The sequence below is a fragment of the Pseudonocardia phyllosphaerae genome (assembly GCF_046546475.1).
Lineage (GTDB): Bacteria > Actinomycetota > Actinomycetes > Mycobacteriales > Pseudonocardiaceae > Pseudonocardia > Pseudonocardia phyllosphaerae.
Genome location: NZ_JBKGXS010000008.1, coordinates 242858 through 263867, shown reverse-complemented (window position 1 = coordinate 263867; position 21010 = coordinate 242858). Strand labels below are relative to the sequence as shown.

At 73.1% G+C, this 21010-nt stretch carries 20 protein-coding genes, 3 tRNA genes and 1 riboswitch; of the genes, 14 read left to right on the top strand and 9 right to left on the bottom strand.

What is annotated here, in order from left to right; all coding sequences use genetic code 11:
- Nucleotides 1-84: 84 nt before the first annotated feature.
- From ACLE50_RS17880 to ACLE50_RS17870, 3 genes are all read right to left on the bottom strand, one after another.
- Complete coding sequence (locus ACLE50_RS17880) at nt 85-1704, bottom strand: long-chain-fatty-acid--CoA ligase (RefSeq protein ID WP_410944707.1); 1620 nt, start codon at nt 1702-1704, stop codon at nt 85-87.
- 70 nt (nt 1705-1774) lie between these two features.
- A complete protein-coding gene (locus ACLE50_RS17875; protein ID WP_410944706.1) occupies nt 1775-2050 on the bottom strand; it encodes a hypothetical protein in 276 nt (91 codons plus the stop codon).
- A gap of 217 nt (nt 2051-2267) precedes the next feature.
- Nucleotides 2268-4157 (bottom strand): propionyl-CoA synthetase, encoded by a 1890-nt coding sequence (locus ACLE50_RS17870; RefSeq protein ID WP_410944705.1) that lies wholly within the window; start codon nt 4155-4157, stop codon nt 2268-2270.
- A gap of 332 nt (nt 4158-4489) precedes the next feature.
- On the opposite strand from ACLE50_RS17870, the gene ACLE50_RS17865 reads away from it, so the two are divergent.
- The 4 genes from ACLE50_RS17865 to ACLE50_RS17850 all read left to right on the top strand — a co-directional run bounded on the left by ACLE50_RS17865 (nt 4490) and on the right by ACLE50_RS17850 (nt 5147).
- Entirely contained in the window at nt 4490-4708 is a 219-nt protein-coding gene (locus ACLE50_RS17865; RefSeq protein ID WP_410944704.1) for a hypothetical protein, read from the top strand.
- A 148-nt stretch (nt 4709-4856) separates the two neighbouring features.
- Nucleotides 4857-4929, top strand: a tRNA-Glu gene (locus ACLE50_RS17860).
- 40 nt (nt 4930-4969) lie between these two features.
- Nucleotides 4970-5043: transfer RNA gene (locus ACLE50_RS17855), tRNA-Asp, on the top strand.
- A gap of 30 nt (nt 5044-5073) precedes the next feature.
- A tRNA-Phe gene (locus ACLE50_RS17850) sits at nt 5074-5147 on the top strand.
- 53 nt (nt 5148-5200) lie between these two features.
- Here the strand turns inward: ACLE50_RS17850 and crcB (ACLE50_RS17845) are convergent.
- Together crcB (ACLE50_RS17845) and crcB (ACLE50_RS17840) are read right to left on the bottom strand one after the other, a co-directional pair.
- On the bottom strand, nt 5201-5575 hold the full coding sequence (crcB, locus tag ACLE50_RS17845) for a fluoride efflux transporter CrcB (RefSeq protein ID WP_410944703.1): 375 nt from the start codon (nt 5573-5575) through the stop codon (nt 5201-5203).
- Nucleotides 5572-6009 (bottom strand): fluoride efflux transporter CrcB, encoded by a 438-nt coding sequence (gene crcB, locus ACLE50_RS17840; RefSeq protein ID WP_410944702.1) that lies wholly within the window; start codon nt 6007-6009, stop codon nt 5572-5574. Before crcB (ACLE50_RS17840) ends, crcB (ACLE50_RS17845) begins: the two co-directional genes overlap by 4 nt.
- 28 nt (nt 6010-6037) lie before the next feature.
- Nucleotides 6038-6103, bottom strand: a riboswitch (Fluoride riboswitch).
- An 84-nt stretch (nt 6104-6187) separates the two neighbouring features.
- On the opposite strand from crcB (ACLE50_RS17840), the gene ACLE50_RS17835 reads away from it, so the two are divergent.
- Nucleotides 6188-7186, top strand: a complete 999-nt coding sequence (locus ACLE50_RS17835) for an endonuclease/exonuclease/phosphatase family protein (RefSeq protein ID WP_410944701.1) — start codon at nt 6188-6190, stop codon at nt 7184-7186.
- Here the strand turns inward: ACLE50_RS17835 and ACLE50_RS17830 are convergent.
- The 4 genes from ACLE50_RS17830 to ACLE50_RS17815 form a co-directional block, all read right to left on the bottom strand.
- On the bottom strand, nt 7174-7803 hold the full coding sequence (locus ACLE50_RS17830; RefSeq protein WP_410944700.1) for a MerR family transcriptional regulator: 630 nt from the start codon (nt 7801-7803) through the stop codon (nt 7174-7176). The genes ACLE50_RS17835 and ACLE50_RS17830 overlap by 13 nt on opposite strands.
- 9 nt (nt 7804-7812) lie before the next feature.
- Nucleotides 7813-8382, bottom strand: coding sequence for an ATP-dependent Clp protease proteolytic subunit (locus tag ACLE50_RS17825; protein WP_410944699.1), 570 nt, complete (start codon nt 8380-8382; stop codon nt 7813-7815).
- A gap of 70 nt (nt 8383-8452) precedes the next feature.
- A complete protein-coding gene (locus tag ACLE50_RS17820) occupies nt 8453-9001 on the bottom strand; it encodes an aminoglycoside phosphotransferase/kinase family protein (RefSeq protein ID WP_410944698.1) in 549 nt (182 codons plus the stop codon).
- Nucleotides 9002-9192: 191 nt separating this feature from the next.
- Nucleotides 9193-10233 (bottom strand): sigma-70 family RNA polymerase sigma factor, encoded by a 1041-nt coding sequence (locus ACLE50_RS17815; protein ID WP_410944697.1) that lies wholly within the window; start codon nt 10231-10233, stop codon nt 9193-9195.
- A gap of 296 nt (nt 10234-10529) precedes the next feature.
- On the opposite strand from ACLE50_RS17815, the gene mftR reads away from it, so the two are divergent.
- The 9 genes from mftR (at nt 10530) to ACLE50_RS17770 (ending at nt 20898) form a co-directional block, all read left to right on the top strand.
- The gene (gene mftR / locus ACLE50_RS17810) at nt 10530-11165 is read left to right on the top strand and encodes a mycofactocin system transcriptional regulator (protein ID WP_410944696.1); all 636 of its coding nucleotides are present in this window, start codon (nt 10530-10532) and stop codon (nt 11163-11165) included.
- A 2065-nt stretch (nt 11166-13230) separates the two neighbouring features.
- Nucleotides 13231-13434, top strand: coding sequence for a cold-shock protein (locus tag ACLE50_RS17805; protein WP_410944695.1), 204 nt, complete (start codon nt 13231-13233; stop codon nt 13432-13434).
- 418 nt (nt 13435-13852) lie between these two features.
- A complete protein-coding gene (locus ACLE50_RS17800) occupies nt 13853-14410 on the top strand; it encodes a bifunctional DNA primase/polymerase (RefSeq protein WP_410944694.1) in 558 nt (185 codons plus the stop codon).
- 90 nt (nt 14411-14500) lie between these two features.
- On the top strand, nt 14501-15877 hold the full coding sequence (locus ACLE50_RS17795; protein WP_410944693.1) for a DUF445 domain-containing protein: 1377 nt from the start codon (nt 14501-14503) through the stop codon (nt 15875-15877).
- A 146-nt stretch (nt 15878-16023) separates the two neighbouring features.
- Nucleotides 16024-16545 (top strand): helix-turn-helix domain-containing protein, encoded by a 522-nt coding sequence (locus ACLE50_RS17790; protein WP_410944692.1) that lies wholly within the window; start codon nt 16024-16026, stop codon nt 16543-16545.
- 5 nt (nt 16546-16550) lie between these two features.
- Complete coding sequence (locus tag ACLE50_RS17785) at nt 16551-17303, top strand: hypothetical protein (protein ID WP_410944691.1); 753 nt, start codon at nt 16551-16553, stop codon at nt 17301-17303.
- Nucleotides 17304-17468: 165 nt separating this feature from the next.
- The gene (locus tag ACLE50_RS17780) at nt 17469-17774 is read left to right on the top strand and encodes a DUF2516 family protein (protein WP_410944690.1); all 306 of its coding nucleotides are present in this window, start codon (nt 17469-17471) and stop codon (nt 17772-17774) included.
- A 55-nt stretch (nt 17775-17829) separates the two neighbouring features.
- Nucleotides 17830-20310 (top strand): endopeptidase La, encoded by a 2481-nt coding sequence (gene lon, locus ACLE50_RS17775; RefSeq protein ID WP_410944689.1) that lies wholly within the window; start codon nt 17830-17832, stop codon nt 20308-20310.
- A gap of 120 nt (nt 20311-20430) precedes the next feature.
- On the top strand, nt 20431-20898 hold the full coding sequence (locus tag ACLE50_RS17770; RefSeq protein WP_410944688.1) for a DIP1984 family protein: 468 nt from the start codon (nt 20431-20433) through the stop codon (nt 20896-20898).
- Nucleotides 20899-21010 lie beyond the last annotated feature (112 nt).

Here is a 21010-nt window from a genome sequence, read left to right as displayed (position 1 = left end):
CAGGCCCCGGACCCGGGAGTATCAGCCCCGGACCCGGGAGTATCAGCCCCGGACCCGGGAGTCTCAGCCCCGGACCCGGGAGTCTCAGCCCTGGATCCGGGAGTCGCCGCGCCCGGCCCACTCCTTCTCGCGCAGCTCGAACTTCTGCACCTTGCCCGTGGAGGTCTTCGGCAGCTCGGCGACGATCTCCACCAGCTTCGGTGCCTTGTAGCGGGCGATGCGCGACTTCACGTGCTCGATCAGCTCGTCCGGCTCGGCGCTGCGGCCGTCCTTGAGCACGGCGAAGGCCTTGCAGACCTCGCCCCACTTGTCGTCCGGGATCCCGACGACGGCCGCCTCCAGCACCGCGTCGTGCGACACCAGCGCCTGCTCGACCTCGACGGTGGAGATGTTCTCCCCGCCGGAGATGACGACGTCCTTGGCCCGGTCGCGCAGCTCGACGTAGCCGTCCGGATGGACGACGCCGAGGTCGCCGGAGTGGAACCAGCCGCCACGGAACGCCTCGGCGGTCTTCTCGTCGTCGAGGTGGTAGCCCTTCATGACGTTGTTGCCGCGCATGACGATCTCGCCCATCGTCGTGCCGTCGGCGGGCACGTCGGCCATCTGCTCGTCGACCACCCGGACCCGGTCCGCGCAGATCATCCCGACGCCCTGGCGGGACTGCAGCCGGGCGCGCTCCTCGGCGTCGAGGTCGTCCCAGGCGTGCTGGTACTGGTTCACCGAGTACGGGCCGTAGGTCTCGGTGAGGCCGTAGACGTGCACGATCCGGAAGCCCATCCGCTCCATCTGCAGGATCGTGGTCGGCGACGGCGGCGCCCCGGCCGTGGTGATCACCAGCGGGCGGTCGAGCTCGACCGCCTCCGGCGCGTTCATGATCGTCGTGACGACGGTCGGCGCCCCGTTGAGGTGGGTGACGCCGTGCTCGGAGATCAGCGCCCAGATGACGTCGCCGCGGACCTCGCGCAGGCAGACGTGCGTGCCTCCGATCGCGGTGACCGCCCACGGGGTGCACCAGCCGTTGCAGTGGAACATCGGCAGCGTCCACAGGTAGACGCTGTCCGGGGTGTGCGTGGAGTGCACGATCTCGCCGAAGGAGTTCAGGTACGCGCCCCGGTGGTGGTACTCGACGCCCTTGGGGCTGCCGGTCGTCCCGGACGTGTAGTTGATCGAGATGGTGGCGCGCTCGTCGTCGACGGCCCACGGCAGCGGCTCGTCGGAGCCGAGGGCGAGCAGGTCGGCGTAGCTCGTGCCGGAGCCGACGCCGTCGCCCGGCGCGGCCGGGTCGGTGACCGTCACGATCTCGCGCACCGTGCGCAGCTCGCCGGCGACCGGGCGGACGGTGTCGTACAACGCGTTGTCGACGACCAGCACCGTCGCGGCGGAGTGGTCGAGGATGTAGCGGACCTCCTCGGTGGACAGCCGCGTGTTGATCGCGACCAGGACCGCCCCGGCCAGCGGCACCGCGAAGTGCGCGACGAGCATCTCCGGGACGTTGGGCAGCAGGTAGGCCACCCGGTCCCCGGGCTCCACACCGGACGCGCGCAGCGCGTGCGCCACCCGGGTCGCCTCGGCGGCGAACTCGGCGTAGGTGTGCCTGCGGTCGCCGTGGACGATCGCCGTCTTGTCGCCGAACACGCCCGCGGACCGGCCCAGGAAGGCGAGCGGTGTCAGCGGGGTGGTCCAGACGTCATCGGTTCCGGTCACGGTCGGCTCCTTCGCAGGCGGTGCACGGCCGAGCGATCCTCGCCGCCGATCACCGGCGGGGCAACCGCGGTCAGCGGGAGGCGCCGGTCCAGGTGGGGAGCGGCAGCGGGTTCGGCGCGGAACCCGTCGCGGCCGGGGAGGCGCTGCCGGGCGGGGTGGGGAGGACCGTGGTCGTGACCGGGGTCAGCTTCGGCGTGGTGAGGCCGGTCGTCAGGTTCGGGAACTCCGGCGACGGCAGCCGTCGCGAGGGGACCGTGTCCTGGCCGAGCACCGCGGCGGCGGCCAGCGCGGCGGCGATCGCCAGCGGGGCGACCAGTGCGACCAGGCGCGTGCGCGAGCGGTCCATCGTGTACCTCCACCTCGGTCGACGACCGTGTGGAGCGCGGGGAGCGGAACGGTCGTCGTCAGTGGATCGCCGCCGCCGTCCCGGGCGTTACCCGGCCGCTCCCGGGCGGTCAAGCGCACACGGCGCGGACCACCCGGGAGACGGGCGGGTTGTCACCGACCGGAGTAACCGTCCGGAGCAGTTGCGCCTCGAAAGGGCTCCGTCCGGGCGATGCCTGTCACTCCTTGCGCAGGACCGGGCGGAGGGTGTCGAGCACGGACGCGTCGTCGATGGTGGAGGGGACGGGCTCGTCGGCGCCGTCGGCGATCCCGCGCATCGTCTTGCGGAGGATCTTGCCGGAGCGCGTCTTCGGCAGGGCCGGGACGACGGCGACGTCCTTGAGCGAGGCGACGGCGCCGATCTGCTCGCGGACCAGCTGCACCAGCTCGCCGCGCAGTTTCTCCTCGTAGCCCTCGGCATCGCCGTCGACACCGGACTTGAGCACGACGAACCCGCGCGGGACCTGGCCCTTCATGGTGTCCGCGACGCCGATCACCGCGCACTCGGCGACGTCCGGGTGCGAGGCGAGGACCTCCTCCATCCCGCCGGTGGACAGCCGGTGCCCGGCCACGTTGATCACGTCGTCGGTGCGGCCCATGACGAAGACGTAGCCGTCGGAGTCGAGGTGGCCGCCGTCGCCGGTGAGGTAGTAGCCGTCGAACGCCTTCATGTAGGAGTTCACGTACCGGTCCTCGTCGTTCCACAGCGTGGGGAACGCGCCGGGCGGCAGTGGCAGCTTCGCGACGATCGCGCCGTCGGTGCCCGGCTCGGCGGGCGCGCCGGTCTCGTCGAGGATCTGCACGTCCCAGCCGGGCATCGGCCGGGTGGGCGAACCGGGCTTGATCTCCAGCAGCTCGATACCTGCCGGGTTCGCCGCGATCGCCCAGCCGGTCTCGGTCTGCCACCAGTGGTCGATCACCGGGATGCCCAGCAGGTCCGCGGCCCACCGGTAGGTCTCCGGGTCCAGGCGCTCGCCGGCGAGGAACAGGTACTGCAGAGACGACACGTCGTACTGCTTCAGGAACTCCCCGTCCGGGTCCTCCTTCTTGATCGCCCGGAACGCCGTCGGCGCGGTGAACAGCGACTTCACCCGGTTCTCCTGCACCACCCGCCAGAACTGCCCGGCGTCCGGGGTGCCGACCGGCTTGCCCTCGTAGAGCACGGTCGTCGCCCCGGCCAGCAGCGGCGCGTAGACGATGTAGGAGTGCCCGACGACCCAACCCACGTCGGACGCGGTGAAGATCGTCTCGCCGGGGCCGACGTCGTAGATGTTGGGCATCGACCAGGCCAGCGCGGTCGCGTAGCCGCCGGAGTCGCGCACCACGCCCTTGGGCTTGCCGGTGGTGCCCGAGGTGTAGAGCACGTAGAGCGGGTCGGTGGACTTCACCGCGACCGGATCGGCCGGCGTCGCGGCCGCCGTGAGCTCGGCCCAGTCGTGGTCGATCGCGCCCAGCTCGGCCGTGGCCTGCTCGCGCTGCAGGATCACCGTCGCCGACGGCGTGCTCGACGACAGCTCGATCGCCTTGTCCAGCAACGGCTTGTACTCGATGACCCGGGTGCCCTCGATCCCGCAGGACGCCGAGACCACGACCTTCGGCTCGGCGTCGTCGATCCGGACCGCCAGCTCCTTGGCCGCGAACCCGCCGAAGACGACCGAGTGGATCGCGCCGAGGCGGGCGCAGGCCAGCATCGCGACCGCCGCCTCGGGGATCATCGGCATGTAGATCACGACGCGATCGCCGTACTCCACGCCCAGGTCACGCAGTACACCGGCGAAGGCGGCGACCTCGTCGCGCAGCTCGGCATAGCTGTAGGTGCGACGGGTGCCGGTGACCGGCGAGTCGTAGACCAGTGCGGTGCGGTCGCCGTTGCCGGCGTCGACGTGGCGGTCCAGGGCGTTGTACGCGACGTTCAGCTCGCCGTCGGGGAACCACTTGTAGAACGGCGGGTTCGCGTCGTCGAGCGCGGTGGTGGGCGGGGTGTACCAGTCGAGCGCCTCGCTCGCCTGCAGCCAGAAACCCTCCCGGTCCTCGACGCTCGACCGGAAGATCTCCTCGTAGCTCGTCACCGGGAACGGCCCTCCTTCGCGCCGGGACGACTCGTTCGGCCGTCCGTGTGTGGGGGACGAGACTAGAAGGCGGGACCGACGTTCCGCAGTGCCTCGCGACTGCCTCGCGACGCGTCCGCGGCCACGCGACGACGCGGATCCCCAGGTTGTTCCGGGCATCCGGGTGGTGCGCGGGCGCATTCGGTGATCGGCGTGCGGGCCCCGGGTCACCCGGGAAGGGGCATGCACCTGCCCCGCACGATGGGTAACGTCTCGGTCACAGCAACAACACGTGCTGGTACCGGCGACCCCGGCACCGCGGCGGGTCGTCCGACGGCCAACGGGGAGGCGTCATGACCATCGGGGCGAAGCGCGGCATCGACGAGGAGGCGGGGTCGATTCCGGCCCCTCGCAACGCCACGGACGCGTTCCGCGTGTCCGACGAGCAGGTCCGGAAGGCCCGGCTGGTCGTCGCCGAGAACGCCGAGAGCTCCGACGATCTGCGCGAGCTGCTCGACATGCTCGGGCTCGTCTCGTCGAACCCGGAGCAGCCCCCGCCCGTCGCCCGATGAGGTGCCCGTGGGGTTCGTACGGGCTCTGAGCAGCCCGTACGCCCGGAAGTGGGGGGTGGCTGCGCGGTGCTCCCACCGGGTGTCGTATGGTTTCCCCACTCCCAACGGACAGCCGTTGAGGGAAGGTCGGGCCCTCGGGCCGGTCCCAGCCCCCATCGTCTAGCGGCCTAGGACTCCGCCCTTTCAAGGCGGCAGCGCGGGTTCGAATCCCGTTGGGGGTACCGCGGAGAGCATCCCCTAGGATGGTCTGCGCGAGAGCAAGGCCCAGTGGCGCAGTTGGTTAGCGCGTCGCCCTGTCACGGCGAAGGTCGCGGGTTCGAGTCCCGTCTGGGTCGCTCCACTCTCCGGATGTCTCCGGAGGCCGGGGCCAGGTAGCTCAGTTGGTACGAGCGTCCGCCTGAAAAGCGGAAGGTCGGCGGTTCGACCCCGCCCCTGGCCACCTCTCCTCGCAACTCACACGGCGTCGCCCTCGGGCGGCGCCGTTTCTGCGTTTCACACCAATCCGCGTACCAACACCCATCCCACGGCCGCGGCCAGCACCCCGACGACCACACTCGCCACCAGGTACGCGACCGCGGTCCCGGTGACCCGCCGCTCGGTCAGCGACACCAGCTCGTAGGAGAAGGTGCTGTAGGTCGTCAGCGCACCGCAGAACCCGGTGCCCAGCAGCGCCGCGAGCCCCGCGGGCAACACCGCCGTCGCCGCGGTCAGCCCGCCGAGGAGCAGCGAGCCGGCCACGTTGACCGCGAACGTCCCGACGGGGAACGCGGTGCCGAGCCGGCGCTTCGCCGCCGCGTCGGCCAGGTAGCGGACCGGCGCTCCGACCGCCGCACCCACACCGACCAGCAGGATCGTCCACGCGTTCACGCCGTACCTCCCCGCACCGGGCGACCGCCGAGCAGCCGGGCCACGATCACCCCGGCCGCGCACGCCAGGATCGCGACGACCGGTGTGACCAGGGCGTGCGCGAGCGCCGCACCCCAGCGGCCGGCGTCGGTGAGCTGCACGGTATCGACCGCCCAGGTGGAGAAGGTGGTGTAGCCGCCGAGCACGCCGACGCCGAGCAGCGGGCGCAGGCTCCAGTGCGGTTTCCGCAGCTCACCGAGGGTCGTGTAGAGCAGTCCGATCAGCAGGCAGCCGGTGACGTTGATCCAGAACGTGGTCCACGGCCAGTCGCCGTGCGCGGCCGGGAACGCCACACCCAGCAGGTAGCGGGCCTCCGCCCCCAGCACACCGCCGACGGCGACCGCACCCACGGTCGCGGCGGTTCCCGGAGGGCCGGATCGGGATCGAGCGGACATGCGCAGCACCTACCCACGGACGTCGAATCGTCGGGCAGGAGCCATCAGCACCGTCGCGGTGCGGTTGTCGGCGAGCTCCATCGCCATCGGTGATCACCATAACCCGGCCGGGTCCCGCGATCGGTGCGGTGCGGCGTCCGCCACGGAACCCCGTGATCGATGCAGCCGTTGGACCGGTATGAGCTCGATCCCGCGCCGCGCCGTGCTCCCGGGCCTGCTCGGGGCCGGTGCCGCCGCCGCGCTCCTGCCCGACCTGCTGCGCGTCGACCACCGGTTCCCACTCGTCGACGTCACGGCCTGGCGCCCGCACGCGAGCGTCGCCGCGCTCGCCGGCGCTGTGGCGCTGGCCCCGTTCCGGGCGGCGCGGCCGTCCGCCGTCGCGCTCGGGATGGCCGGTGCGGCCGGTGCCGCGGCGACGTTCGGGGTGCGCCGGGCGGGGGCGGTGGCCGGGACCGCGGGCCGGAGCCTGGGGGACCGGCACGGACCCGAGGCCGACGCCGACGGCCCGGAGATCACGATCCTCGGCGCGAACGTGCTGCTCGGGCGGGCCGACACAGGGGCGCTGGCCGCGCTCGTCGCCGCCGAGCAGCCGGACCTGGTGGTGTTGCCCGAGGCCGGCGTCGACTTCCGCGACAAGATCCTGCCGCTGCTCGACGGGCTCGGTTACCGCGGCTGGTCCTCGATCCGGCCCGGCGCCCGCGACGGCGGCGGGGTCGTCCTCCTGGCCTCGCCGCGGGCCGGTGACGTGCAGGTGCACGCCGAACGGGGGATGCGGATCCCGCACCTGGTCGCGACCGGCGGGATCCTCGGACGGCGCTCGCTGTACGCCGTGCACACCACCGCGCCGATGGGCCGGGCGCGGGCCCGGGCCTGGGCGCGGGACCTGCGGCTGATCGCCGGGTGGACGCGCTCGCGGTGCGCACCGATCGTCGTCGGGGACCTGAACGCCACCCTCGACCACCGCCTGATGCGGGAGGCGCTCGGTGGCTGCACCGGCGTCGTGACCCGCGCGGACGCGACCTATCCGGCGTCGCTGCCTCGCTGGGCCGGGATCCGGATCGATCACGTCCTGGTGCCGCGCGGTGCGGTGACCAGGCACTACGCCGTGCACGACGTGCCGGAAACCGACCACCGTGCCGTCTGCGCGACGGTCGTGCTGCCCGGTCAGGAGCCGTAGAGCTCCGCGGAGCGACTCTCCTGTGCGAGCCGGCGCAGCGCGCCGAGCATCGTGTCGCCGATGACCGTGCCGAGCAGCGCCACCTCGGCAGCCCGCTCGCGGCCACCGGCACGTTCGACGGCGGCGAGGTCACCCGCCGCGGCCCGCTCGGCGGCGTCGGCCCAGGCCCGCACGAGCGTGCCCTCGGGATCGAGGCCGAGTTCCCGCATCCTGACCAGTACCTCGGCCGCGGTCGCCCGGGCGGGTGCGCCCGGATGGACGTGCCAGCCGCGTTCGGCGATCAGCGCGTCGAGCTCCGCGGCCCCGTCGATCTCGGGGACCTCGGCGTCACAGTCCATACGGCCGCCGGAGACCGGGTAGACCGCCGCTCCGAGCACCTCGTGCAGCCCGACATCGGGATCGTCGATGGCGTCGAGGACCTCCTTGATCACCGCGACCGGCATCGAGCCGACCTCGACCAGCGCGCGGATCAGCTGCAGCCGGCGGACGTGGGTCTCGTCGTAGCGGGCCTGGTTCGGCGACGTCGTCTCCCCGCGTGGCAGCAGCCCCTCGCGCAGGTAGTACTTGATCGTGGCCACCGGGACGCCGGAGACGCGGGAGAGCTCGGAGACGCGCACACGGAGAGCCTAGCTATCCGCTCGGCCGGTCATCCGCTGTGCCGAGCCACGGATCTCGTCGACGATCCCGTACCGCAGCATGTCCTGCGCCGACAGCCAGCGCTCGCGGGCGTCGCCGGGCAGCGGGGCGCCGCAGTAGCGATTGGTCAGCTCCTCGATCTCGGTCCGCCGCGTCGTCAGGTGCTCGGCACGCACGCGCACGTCACCGGGATGTGAGCCGGAGACCGGGCCGTCGCCCGTCGGCAGCGCCATCGCGTGCGGCAGCGCCGTCCGCCTCCCGGGCGTGCCCGCCGCGACCAGGAACGGCACCGGTCCGGCGAGTGATCCCGCCGCGACGGTCGCGACGTCCGGGCCGAGCGTGCGCATCGTGTCGTGCACGGTCATCGCGGCCACCGGCGAGCCGCCGGGGGACAGGATCTGCAGCGTGACCGGGCGGTGCGGATCCTCGGCGGCGAGCAGCAGCAGGCGCGAGCAGGTCTCGGCGGCGACGTCGTCGTCGAGCTCGCGGGCGAGCAGCACGATCCGCCGGCCGAGCAGCTGGTCGGCGAGCGATCCCGGGTCGAACGCGGGTACGGGCATCGGTGGCTCCGCTCCTGGAGAGGCAGGTACGTCGCCGACGCTAGGCCTCCGAGTCGGTCGTGAGCTGCGATTACGCCGGTGGCGGAGCGGGTTCGCCCTCGGTGGACCGAAGGAACTCTGCCAACCTCTCGGCGGCGTAGTCGGGTTCGGCGCGCCGGCAGGCGACGGCCTCCCAGGCCAGGAGTGCGGAGCGGACGGTCCGATCTTCCGGCTCCCAGTCGTCGAGATCGAGGACAGCGCGATCGACCCGGGACTCGTCCCAGTCGAGGAAGCCGGGCCTCCCTGCGAGGACACGCACGTTCGCTGGGCCGGGATCGCCGTGCACGACCGCCACTGGACCGTGCAGGGCCGACCACGCAGCACGGAATCGTCCGACGATGTCCGCCGACAGGCCGGACAGATCGACGTCACCGCCGCGGACCGCCCCGGATGCCAGCTCGACCGTGCCGACGAAGCCGGGCCGCTGCGCACGATTCGCCGTGTAGCGATGCAGCCGTCGGAGCTCCGCGGCGACGGCTGCGTGATCACCGGGACCCGGCGGATCGCCGTCCAACCACGTGCGGACGACTATCGTCCCGGCACGCTTGGCGCCGTCGGCTGTCGGGACGGTGACGGGCACCCGGAAACCCGCGTCGTTCAGCTCCGCAGTCAGGGCGAGCTCCCAGTCCAGGGCCTCCGGCGTCCGGCCGCTGCGATGCACGACCAGCCGCCGAGTGCCGTCGCAGGCCTCCCACACTGCGCTCCGGTGGCCGCCTCGGAGCGGCCCCGTGATCCGGAGACCCGGCCAGGCCGAGAGGTCCGGCTCCCGGCTCACGCCGCCTTCGGCTCCCACAGCTCCGGCGCGTCGGCGAGCTTCAGCGGCAGCCCGAACAGCGCGAACAGGTCGGTGTTGAGGAAGATGCTCAGCCCGGTGACCGCACCGTCCTCGATCCGCAGCGCCGTGACTCCCCAGGCCTCGAACTCGCCGTCGGGGCCGGTCGGCTTCCACTGGGCGTAGCCGACGGTGCCGTTGATCTCGATCGGTGCGACGCGCGACCCCCGGCAGCTCTGCCCCGGCCCGGTGTCCATCCACGCGATGACGTCCTCGCGGCCGCGGAACCACAGTTCCAGCGGGGGCATGTTCTGCTCGACGTCCTCGTGGAGCAGCTCGGTCAGCGCGGCCATGTCGAACGCCTCGAACGCGGCCATGTAGCGCATCAGCAGCGCGGTGTGCGCCTCGTCCATCGTCGGCGCGGTCTGCGGCGCGGCCTCGGAGACGCCCTGTTCCTGCAGCGTCGCGCGCGCCCGCTGCAGGGCACTGTTCACCGAGGCCACCGACGTGCCGAGCAGCTCGGCGACCTCGGCGGCCTTCCAGCACAGCACCTCGCGCAGGATCAGTACGGCGCGCTGACGGGCGGGCAGGTGCTGCAGCGCCGCGACGAACGCGAGCCGGATCGTCTCCTTCGCGACCGCCTTGTCCGCGGGGTCGCCGGCCGGGGTCGCGATCCGCGCGTCGGGCATCGGCTCGAGCCACTCGGCGTCGGGCAGCGGTTCGCGCAGCGACTCCGCGACGGGCGCGCCGGGACCGCCGACGTCCATCGGGACGGCGCGGCGCTTGCGCCCGTTGAGCGCGTCGATGCAGACGTTGGTGGCGATCCGGTACAGCCACGACCGCAGCGAGGACCGGCCGTCGAACTTCGCGACGCCCTTCCACGCGCGGATCATGGTGTCCTGCACCGCGTCCTCCGCCTCGAACGCGGAGCCGAGCATCCGGTAGCAGTACCCGGTCAGCTCGCGGCGGTGGTCCTCGATCTGCAGGTCGAGCGGTCGGTCGTCGTCGAGGCCGGAGCCGGTGCGGGCCGGTGCGCTCATGGGTCCCCCTCGGGGCTGCGGCGACGGCGCCGCGAGCCCGGGACGCTGCGGGTCGGACGGTCCGGCCCGGTGTCTGCGTGAGTGTGCCCTGGACCACCGACAGTTCGGGAGCCCCTGTCCGCCGAGCGGCGCCGGCACGACGACGGCGGGTGGGTCGGTTCCCCCGTTCGGACCTGCCGTTCGCGGCCGCTCCGGCAAGGACGTGGGATGCTCGGAGGCAGGCGCCCCGCACGGCCACCCGGGACGCCACGGCCACGCGACGGGGCGGAGGACGGCGGCCGGAAGGCACGGACCGGATGTCGGCGACGGCCGAGAACGACACGGGAACCCGCAGCGGCGGACCCGGGGGACGGCGTGCCGGGCGACGGCCCGCGACCTCCCGCTCCGAGCTGGAACACATCGCGCTGGAGATGTTCAGCGAGCAGGGCTTCGAGCAGACCACCGTCGACGACATCGCGCACGCCGCCGGGATCGGGCGGCGGACCTTCTTCCGCTACTACGCCTCGAAGAACGACGTCGCCTGGGGAGCCTTCGACGACCAGCTCACCTCGATGCGCGCGGTGCTCGACGCGCAGCCGCGGGACGTCCCGCTGATCGAGGGGATCCGGCGTGCGGTGCTGGAGTTCAACCGGGTCGAGCCCGCGGAGCAGCCGTGGCACCGGCGACGGCTGCGGCTGATCCTGCAGACGCCTGCGCTGCAAGCACATTCGACGTTGCGCTACGCCGCCTGGCGGCAGGTCGTCGCCGACCACGTGGCCGAACGGCGGGGTGAGCCGGCGTCGGAGCTGGTGCCGCAGACCGTCGGGCACGCCTGCCTGGGCGTGTGCCTGGCCGCGTACGAACGGTGGCTCGCCGACGACTCGGCCCAGCTGCCGGACCTGCTGGACCGGGTGTTCCGGTCCCTGGAGGACGGCTGGGGCTCGCCGGCCTGACCGGTCGCGGGCGGCGACGTCGGAGACGCTCACCGGTTCCGCGAACGCGCACGTGATCAGGTGAGCGGCCGCCGGAACGGGTGAGCGTTCTGCGGTGGTGAGCCGTGCACGCGGGGGTGACGTGCCGGAGCGGCGCCCCGCGCGTTGCGGGACGCCGCTGCGGACGTCGTGCCGACGGGCGTCAGCGGGTGGTGCCGAACAGCCGCTCCCAGAGGCTCGGCTTCATGTAGTGCTTCGGAGCTGCCTTCTTCTCCGCCTTCTCCGACTTCTTCGGCGCGGCCGTCTCGGCCGGAGTGGTGGAACCGGCCGGCGTGGTCGCCTGCTCCTGACCGGCGGGCGTGGCGGGCGCCGCCGGTGCGGTGGGGCTCGCCGGAGCAGCCGGCGTCGCGGGTGCGGCCGGAGCGGTGGGGGTGGCCGGCTTCGGCGCAGCGGGCGCAGTGGGCGCAGTGGGAGCAGTGGGAGCCGGTGCAGCCGGCGCTGCCGGTGCGGCCGGAGCGGGGGCGGCGGGAGCCGGGGCAGGGGCAGCAGGGGCCCCCTGCGCCGGAGCAGCCGGAGCAGCCGGAGCAGCCGGAGCAGCCGGAGCGGCTGGAGCGGCCGGAGCCGGTGCGGCGGGGGCGGCGGGAGCGGGCGCCGGGGCCGGTGCGGCAGCCTTCGGCTGCGCCGGAGTGACGGCCGGGGCCGGTGCGGCCGGGTCGGCCGGACCGGCGGGGTGTGCCGGGTGGGCCGGTGTGGCCGGGGCAGCGGGCGCGGCGGGGCCTGCCGGGTGGCCGGGGGAGACCGGAGTGGTCTGAGCAGGCGTGGACTCCTGCGCCGGAGCCGCCTGCGGAGCAGCAGCCGGGGCCGCAGGTGCTGCGGGGGCCGCGGGGGCGGTCGGAGCCTTCGGCGCAGCAGGCGCAGCAGGCGCAGCAGGCGCAGCAGGCGCAGCGGGCGCAGCGGGCGCAGCAGGCGCAGCGGGCGCAGCGGGCGCAGCAGGCGCGGCAGGCGCGGCAGGCGCGGCAGGCGCGGGAGCCGGTGCGGCCGGAGCCTTCGGCGCTGCAGGAGTCGCAGGAGACGGTGCAGCCGGTGCCTTGGGCGCGGCCGGCGCGGCGGGGGCGGGCCCAGCCGGCGCCGCAGGTGCGGCCGGCGCAGCCGGAGCAGTAGGAGCAGCCGGAACCGGAGCAGGCGCCGGCTTCCCCGGAGCCTGAGCCGACGGAGCAGCCGGAGCGGCCGGCGCCGACGGAGCAGCCGGCTCGTCGGTCGCGGCGCCCTTCGCCGGCGCGAGGTCGGCGCTCGAGGCGCCACCCCCGAGCAGGCTGTCGAAGAGCCGGTCGAGCGGACCGCCGGACGGGTCGGTGGGGGAATCCAGAGCGGTCGGCGTCCGCACGGGTTCGGCCGCGCCGGCCACGCCGGCGCCGCAGACACCGAGGGTGCCGATCATGAGGGTCAGGGCGAAGGACGTGGTGACTCGGGATCGCACGATCTCTCCAGTTCAGCGGGGCGGGAGCCGGTGTGGCTGACGGCGGAGAGCTTGCGGTGACCTGCGGTGACGCACCAGTTACCCGATCGTGGCTGCGGCGATCACTGGCGTCACACCGGTCACGCACCGCGGATCACGAGACGTGTCACCACCCCGACGGATGACCTCGGACGGGTGGCCGGACGGGCCGGCGGGGGAGGTGCGGCCCGCTCGCCACTCGCCGGAGGGACGACGGCGGCGTCGGCGCTCACCCGTAGGCGTAGAGCTGGGGTCGTCGTCACCCGTCGGTGGAGCCGGTGACCGGATGTGGATCGAATCGGCCGTCGTTGTCACGACCCGTGGTCGAGCTGCGACGCCTGTTGCATCCGGGACGGCCGGGGCGGAGGTGGTCACCGAGCGTCGCAGCCCCTGCGGGCGCTGGGACGGTCACGGAGCGCGTGATAGCGTCCGCGCCGGTTGCAGTCGTTCTTCCCCGATCGCCGTGAAGCGTCCGTGTGAAGTTGTGACGGTGGGCTTCGTCGGCGCTCTCGAGCGCGAATCGGCGCTGCCCGCGCGACCTCCGGCCCTCGCCGTGAGGGCCGGGACCGCATGATTGAGAAGGACTGAGCTATGCCGCAGGGCACCGTCAAGTGGTTCAACGCCGAGAAGGGCTTCGGCTTCATCGCCACCGACGACCAGGGACCGGACGTCTTCGTCCACTACTCCGCCATCGAGGCCAACGGCTTCCGCACGCTGGAGGAGAACCAGCGCGTCGACTTCGAGAGCAGCCAGGGCAAGAAGGGTCCGCAGGCCGACTCGGTCCGCGTCATCTGATCTTCCGCGGGGCATGACCCCGCGAGCTGTGCGTCCGGCGCCGGCATCCCTCGTGGATGCCGGCGCCGTTCGTCTTTCCGGGCAGACCGGCACCACCGCGACCGGCCCGCGCCGGCGCCGCCCAGGGATCCCGGATCCGGCCCGGTGAACGGCACGACGACCGGTGACGCGTGGGCACACGGGAGGTTGCCACCGCCCGCCGGAGCCTCCCGGCCTCTCGCCCGCCGGTCACCGGCGGACGAGCGGTGAGTCGCACGTCGTGCGGTACGCCCGTCCCGTTCGTCTCGCGGTCACGTGTCCTCGGCGCGTCCCCCTCGCGAATCCACCACCTCGTCCCGGATCCTGGTGTTGCACTTCACAGGGGACGAGCGAGTCCCTGGTGCACGCACGAGAGCGAACCGGAAGAAAGTGGGGACCGATGTCCTGGTGGGACAGCTACCGAGCCGTCTACGGCGCGGAGCTGCGGGCGGCTGCGCGTGAGTACGTCGACCACGGCTGGCCGCTCGTACCGGGACCGGGTGCCGAGGTCCTCCTCTCGACCGGAGAGGCCCTCGACGTCGTCGAGGTCCCGGAGGCGGTCGGCCGCCGCGTCTGCCGCACGCTGCGCGACGCCGGCGAGGTCGTCCCCGTGGCGGCGACGCCGGAGGGGACCTTCTGGTTCCCGATGACGCCGCGGCACGCGCTGCCCGCCGAGCTCAGCCTGCACGCCGACGTCGTGCTGCACACCGATGGCATCGGCGTCGTCGCGCCGCCGTCCTCGCGCCCCGACGGGTGGGTCCAGTGGCGGGTCTCGCCGGCCCGGATCGGTTACCGGATCCCGGACGCCGCCGTCGTGGTCGAGGCCGTGCGCGAGGCCGTCGAGCACCGGGCCGCCGAGGCCGTCGGTTCCACCGGAAAGGGCGCCGCGGGCGGCGCCGAGCAGGCCGGTCGCTCCCTCGGGCTCGCCGACTTCGGCGCCCGCGCACTGCGGCGCTGACCGCCCCTGACCACGGCCGGGTCCGGCGGGAACACCCCCGGACCCGGCCCGTGCCCGACCCGCCCGTTGCAGGGCGGGCACTATGGGGAGGTGCACACCTCCCGCGCACCGGAGCGCCCGGGCCCGTCCGGCCCGGCCGCCGGTTCCGCCACGACCGCGCCGACGACCGCCCGGCACCGGGCCCCCTCGTCGGTCCCGTCCGTCCCGCTCGGCGGCTTCGGCCCCGGTGACGAGCAGAAGCGGCGCGACCTGCGCCGCATGAAGGCCGTCGCCACCGGGTTCCTGCTGTTCGCGACGGTCGTGTTCATCGTCGCGAAGTATCTCGAGGAGGTCCGGGGGCAGGGCTGGGCCGGCTACGTCCGTGCCTCCGCCGAGGCCGGCATGGTCGGCGCGCTCGCCGACTGGTTCGCCGTCACCGCGTTGTTCCGGCACCCGTTGCGGCTGCCGATCCCGCACACCGCGATCATCCCGCGCAAGAAGGACATGATCGGCGACAGTCTCGGCGACTTCGTCGGGGAGAACTTCCTGTCCGAGACCGTGGTCCGCGACAAGCTGGACCGGGTCGGCGTCAGTGCCGCCGTCGGGCGCTGGATCGGCCGGCAGGAGAACGCCGACCGGATCACCACCGAGCTGGTCACCGCGGCCCGCGCCGTGGTCGGCGTGCTGCGCGACGAGGACGTCCAGAACGTCATCGAGTCCGTCGCCGTGCGCAAGCTGCTGGAGATCCCGGCCGGGCCGCCGCTGGGCAAGGCGCTGGAAGGCGTCCTCGCCGACGGCGCCCACCGCCGGCTGGTCGACCTCGTCTGCGACCGCGCGTACGACTGGGTCGCCGACAACCAGGAGATGGTGCTGCGCGTCGTCCACGAGCGGGCCCCGTCCTGGACTCCCCGCTTCGTCGACGAGATGGTGGCCGACAAGCTCTTCGACGAGATCCGCGGCTACGCGTGGGGCGTCAAGACCGACCCGCAGCACCCGATGCGGTTCGCCGTCGACCGCTATCTCGCCGAGTTCGCCCAGGACCTCCAGCACGACCCGACGACGATCGACCGCGCCGAGCAGGTCAAGCGCCAGATCATCGAGCACCCCGAGGTGCAGCACTTCATCGGGCGGGCCTGGACCGTGGTCAAGGGCATGATCCTCGACGCCGCCGACGACCCCTCGAACGAGCTGCGGCTGCGCGTGCGCGACGAGATCGTGGCCTTCGGCCTGCGCCTGCAGGACGACGCCGAGCTGCGCGCCAAGCTCGACGGCTGGCTCGCCGACGCCGCCGGCTACGTGGTGCGCCACTACCGGCACGAGATCACCACGCTGATCACCGAGACGGTCGCGCGGTGGGACGCCGAGGAGACCTCGCGCAAGATCGAGCTGCAGGTCGGCCGGGACCTGCAGTGGATCCGGGTCAACGGCACCGTCGTCGGCGCGCTGGCCGGGCTCGTCATCTACACGGTCAGCGAACTGATCATCTGACGCGCGCGACACGTTCCCGCCATGACCCTGTCACGAACGTGGCGCACGCCACTGACCTGCGCTAGCCCGGGCGCTTGCAGGAGTTAGCACCTGTCCGTACGGTCGGGGACGTAGCGAAGGAACGGACCGATCGGAGGTGACGCGGAATGCCCGGTGAGAAGAAGCCCCAGGGCGACACACCGTCCGCGGAGACCTCCGAGCGGGTCGGACAGGCCGCCGTGGACCATGTCGGTCAGGTGGTCGGCCATGCCCAGCAGGCCGTGGGCAACGCGGTGGAGGACATCGGGTCCTACATCCGCGCCCAGCGCGAGGCCGCCCAGGTCTCGATGCGGCAGCTGGCCCGTACGGCCGGGGTGAGCAACCCCTACCTGAGTCAGGTGGAGCGCGGGCTGCGCAAGCCGTCCGCCGAGATCCTGCAGCAGATCGCACGTGGTCTGCGGATCTCCGCCGAGGCCCTCTACGTCCGCGCGGGCATCCTCGAGGAGCGTCCCGCGGGCCGGGTCACCGACGCCGTGCTCACCGATCCGGACCTCAACGAGCGGCAGAAACGCGTACTGCTCGACGTCTACGAGTCGTTCCGCCGGGAGAACGGTCTCCCGATCGGCACCGATGCGGTCAGCACCGGGCCGACCAGCACCGAAGAGCCATCGAACGAGACGAGGAAGTGATCACCATGGCCGTGAACCTCCCGACCAGTGCCGACGTCCGCAAGCTGCGTGAGCAGACCGCGGAGCAGGCCGAGGCCGCCCGCACCCCGCTGATGGCCGTGCTCGGCGTCGGCGACTACGCCTACAACACCGTCACCAAGGCGGTCACCGAGGCGCGCACCAACGCCACCAAGCGCGCCGAGGAGGTCCAGACCCGCGTGCAGGAGCTGCCGCAGGACGTCCGCGACCTGCGCGAGAAGCTGTCCTCGGAGAACCTGCGCAAGCAGGCCGAGGAGTTCCGCTCCGAGGCCGAGGGCGTCTACGTCGGCTTCGCCCAGCGCGGCGAGAAGGCCTGGGGCAAGATCCGCAAGCAGCCGCAGGTCAAGCAGGCCATCGCCACGGTCGAGGACCTGACCGAGAAGTTCGACGCCCGCGTCGACGAGTTCGTGGACGACACCCACGACGCGGCGGAGAAGGCGCTCGGCGTCGTCACCACCCAGACCCGCTCGGTCGGCGAGAAGGCCGCCCGTCGCGCCCAGGACGCCGCCGGTCAGGCCGCCGAGGCCGTGACCGAGGTGTCCAAGGAGGCCGCCGAGGCCATCGACGAGGCCGGTGACGAGGTCGCCCACGCGACCCGCAGCACCACCCGCAAGGCCGCCGCGCGCACCGCGCCGAAGTCCGGCTCGAAGCCGGCCGCCAAGCGCACCAGCTCGGCGTCGAAGACCGGCACGAGCACCACGCGCAAGCCGGCTGCCCGCCGGACCACGACGCAGAAGTGAGCCGGTCCGGGCGCTCCGCCCGGACTCGTCACACACTCCACGGAACCCCCGCCGACCTCCCGCCGGCGGGGGTTCCGGCGTGTCCGGGGTGGGCGGCGTGGGCGGCGGAGTCCGGATCGCCGGAGTCGGGGTGACCGGCGTCCCCGCTGCCCGTACTCTGGCGACGTGCAGCTCCAGTACCTCGACCAGTACGTCGTCACCGCCATCTGGATCGTGCTGCTGCCGGTCGGTGGTTACGCGTTCCTGCACGCCCTGCGCCAGCGCGCCGATGCGTTCACCGCGGCCGGGAAGCTGACGAAGAACGCCTGGCTCGGCATCACCGGTGTCGCGCTGCTGCTGCTGGTCATCACGAAGGGGCCGCTGTCGGGCGGGGCCATGTTCTGGCTGGCCTCGGTGGTCGCGGTGATGGTGTATCTGGTCGACGTGAAGCCCGCCGTCGTCGAGGTCCAGGGTGGCGGTCCCCGCTGGTAGTTCGCCCTGAGCGAACACCCGGAAGCGGTGTAATGGTGTAAGCGTTGCAGCCGTCATGAGTGACGCGCTGACGTTGCCGGTCCTGCCGCTCGACGACGCGGTGGTTCTTCCCGGCATGGTGATCCCGGTCCGGCTGGACCAGCCGGACACCCGCGCGGCCGTGGACGCGGCCGTCGCGGCCGCTACCGACCCCTCTTCCCCCGACACCGACTCCACCGATTCCTCCGCGGCGGACCCCGCCGCGGCCGACCTCGCCGCGACGGGCCCGTCCGCGACCGGCACCGCCGGGAGCGGCTCCGACGCGGGCATCGAGCCCGAGCGCCGCGTACTCGTCGTCCCGCGGCTCGACGGGAGCTACGGCTCCGTCGGCACCGTGGCCGTCATCGAGCAGATCGGCCGGCTGCCCGACGGGCACGAGGCCGCCGTCGTGCGCGGTGAGCGCCGCGCCCGCATCGGGTCCGGCGTCTCCGGGCCCGGCGCCGCCCTGTGGGTGGCCGCCGAGCCGGTCGCCGAGTCCGAGCCGACCGGCCGCACCCGCGAGCTGGCCGCCGAGTACAAGGCCCTGGTCGTCGGCATCCTGCAGCAGCGGGGCGCCTGGCAGGTCGTCGACTCGGTGCAGCAGACCACCGACCCGTCGACGCTGGCCGACCTGGCCGGGTGGGCGTCCTGGCTGGACGTCGCGGTCAAGGCCGAGCTGCTTGCCGAGACCGACGTGACCGCGCGGCTGGAGAAGCTGCTCGAGCGCACCAAGGAACACCTCGCCGAGCAGGAGGTCTCCGAGAAGATCTCCAACGACGTCCGCGAGGGCATGGAGCGCCAGCAGCGCGAGTTCCTGCTGCGCCAGCAGCTCGCCGCGATCCGCAAGGAGCTCGGCGAGGACGACCCGGACGGCGCCGACGACGACTACCGCGCCAAGGTCGAGGCCGCCGACCTGCCCGACGGCGTCCGCAAGGCCGCGCTGGCCGAGGTCGGCAAGCTCGAACGCGCCTCGGACCAGAGCCCGGAGTCCGGCTGGATCCGGACCTGGCTCGACACCGTCCTCGACATCCCGTGGACCACGACGACCGAGGACTCCACCGACCTCGCCGAGGCCCGCCGGATTCTCGACGCCGACCACGCCGGTCTCGACGACGTCAAGGAGCGCCTGATCGAGTTCCTGGCCGTGCGCGCACGACGCGACCGGCTCGGCACCGGCACCATCGGCGGCCGCGGCTCCGGCGCGGTGCTGTCGCTGGTCGGTCCGCCCGGCGTCGGCAAGACATCGCTGGGGGAGTCGGTCGCCCGCGCGCTGGGACGCAAGTTCGTCCGGGTCGCGCTGGGCGGTGTCCGGGACGAGGCGGAGATCCGCGGCCACCGGCGGACCTACGTCGGCGCGCTGCCCGGGCGCATCGTCCGCGCCATCCGCGAGTCCGGCTCGATGAACCCGGTCGTCCTGCTCGACGAGATCGACAAGGTCGGCAGCGACTTCCGCGGCGACCCGACCGCGGCGCTGCTCGAGGTGCTCGACCCGGCGCAGAACCACACGTTCCGCGACCACTACCTCGACGTCGACCTGGACCTGTCGAACGTGCTGTTTTTGGCGACGGCGAACGACTTCTCCGCCGTTCCCGGCCCGCTGGCCGACCGGATGGAGATCGTCTCGCTGGACGGCTACACCGAGCAGGAGAAGGTCGCGATCGCGCGCGACCACCTGCTCCCGCGGCAGATCGAGAAGGCCGGGCTGGAGCCGGGCGATGTCGAGTTCACCGACGTCGCGCTGTCGATGATCGCCGCCGAGTACACCCGGGAGGCGGGTGTGCGGCAGCTGGAGCGGGGCCTGGCCAAGGTGCTGCGCAAGGTCGCGGTGCAGCTCGACACCGGGACCGACACCGGCACCGAGACCGGCACCGATGGGGACACCGCGCAGCGGCCGGTGCACGTCGATGCCAACACCCTCGTCGCGTACCTGGGCCGGCCGAAGTTCACGCCGGAGACGGCGGAGCGGACGTCGGTGCCGGGCGTCGCGACCGGGCTGGCGGTGACCGGGGCCGGCGGCGACGTGTTGTTCATCGAGGCCACCGCGATGGACGGCGACCCCGGCCTGCAGATCACCGGGCAGCTGGGCGAGGTGATGACCGAGTCCGTGTCGATCGCCCTGTCCTACCTGCGGTCCAAGGGGCTCGCCGGGGACCTAGCCTCGCGCAAGCTGCACGTGCACGTCCCGGCGGGCGCGGTCCCGAAGGACGGGCCGTCGGCCGGCGTCACCATGACCACGGCGCTGGCCTCGCTGGCCTCCGGCCGCCCGGTGCGGTCGAGCGTCGGCATGACCGGTGAGGTCACGCTGCAGGGCAAGGTCCTCCCGATCGGCGGAGTGAAGCAGAAGCTGCTCGCCGCGCACCGGGCGGGGCTGACCGACGTGATCATCCCGAAGCGCAACGAGCCCGACCTGGACGAGGTCCCGGAGTCGGTGCGCGCGGAGCTGCGGGTGCACCCGGTCGCCGACGTCGCCGACGCCCTCGAGATCGCCCTGGAGCCGGTCGAGCAGCACGCGGCCTGACCGGCCACGACACGCACGGCGCCCGTCCCGCGAGCACGCGGGGCGGGCGCCGCCGTGTGTTGGGGTAGCTCGCGAAAACCCTGTGCGACAACGGGCGACCGGGACCTATCGTCGTCGTCCATGAAGGTGGCTGAGGCACTGGCGCTGCGGGCGGACGCCCAGCGGCGCGTCGAGCAGCTGCGGTCGCGGATCGCCGCGAACGCGCGGTACCAGGAGGGCGAGGAACCGTCCGAGGACGCGGGCGCGCTGCTGACCGAGGCCGGCGAGGTGCTCGACGAGCTGGAGGACCTGATCCGGCGGATCAACCGGACCAACGCCGAGACCCCGCTCGGTGAGCACGGCACGCTCACCGACGCGCTGGCCCGCCGCGACGTCCTGCGCCTGCGGCACTCGCTGCTGGTCGGCGCCGCCGACGCCGCGGCCGGGCGGCACGGCGTCCACCACCGCCAGCTCCGCTCGGAGCTGCGGGACTTCGCCGCGCTGCCGGTGCGGGAGCTGCGCACGCAGGCCGACGACGTCGCCCGCACGCTGCGCGAGCTCGACACCGCCGTCCAGCAGGCGAACTGGACGGTCGAGCTGCTGGAGTAGCGGCGACGGAACGGGAAGCAGGTACCCGGACGGAGGGCGGGCACGAGCCCGATGGCCGGCGGGTGAAGCCCGGTCAACAGATGGCGCGTGAGGAGCAACGCGGGTGGTTCGA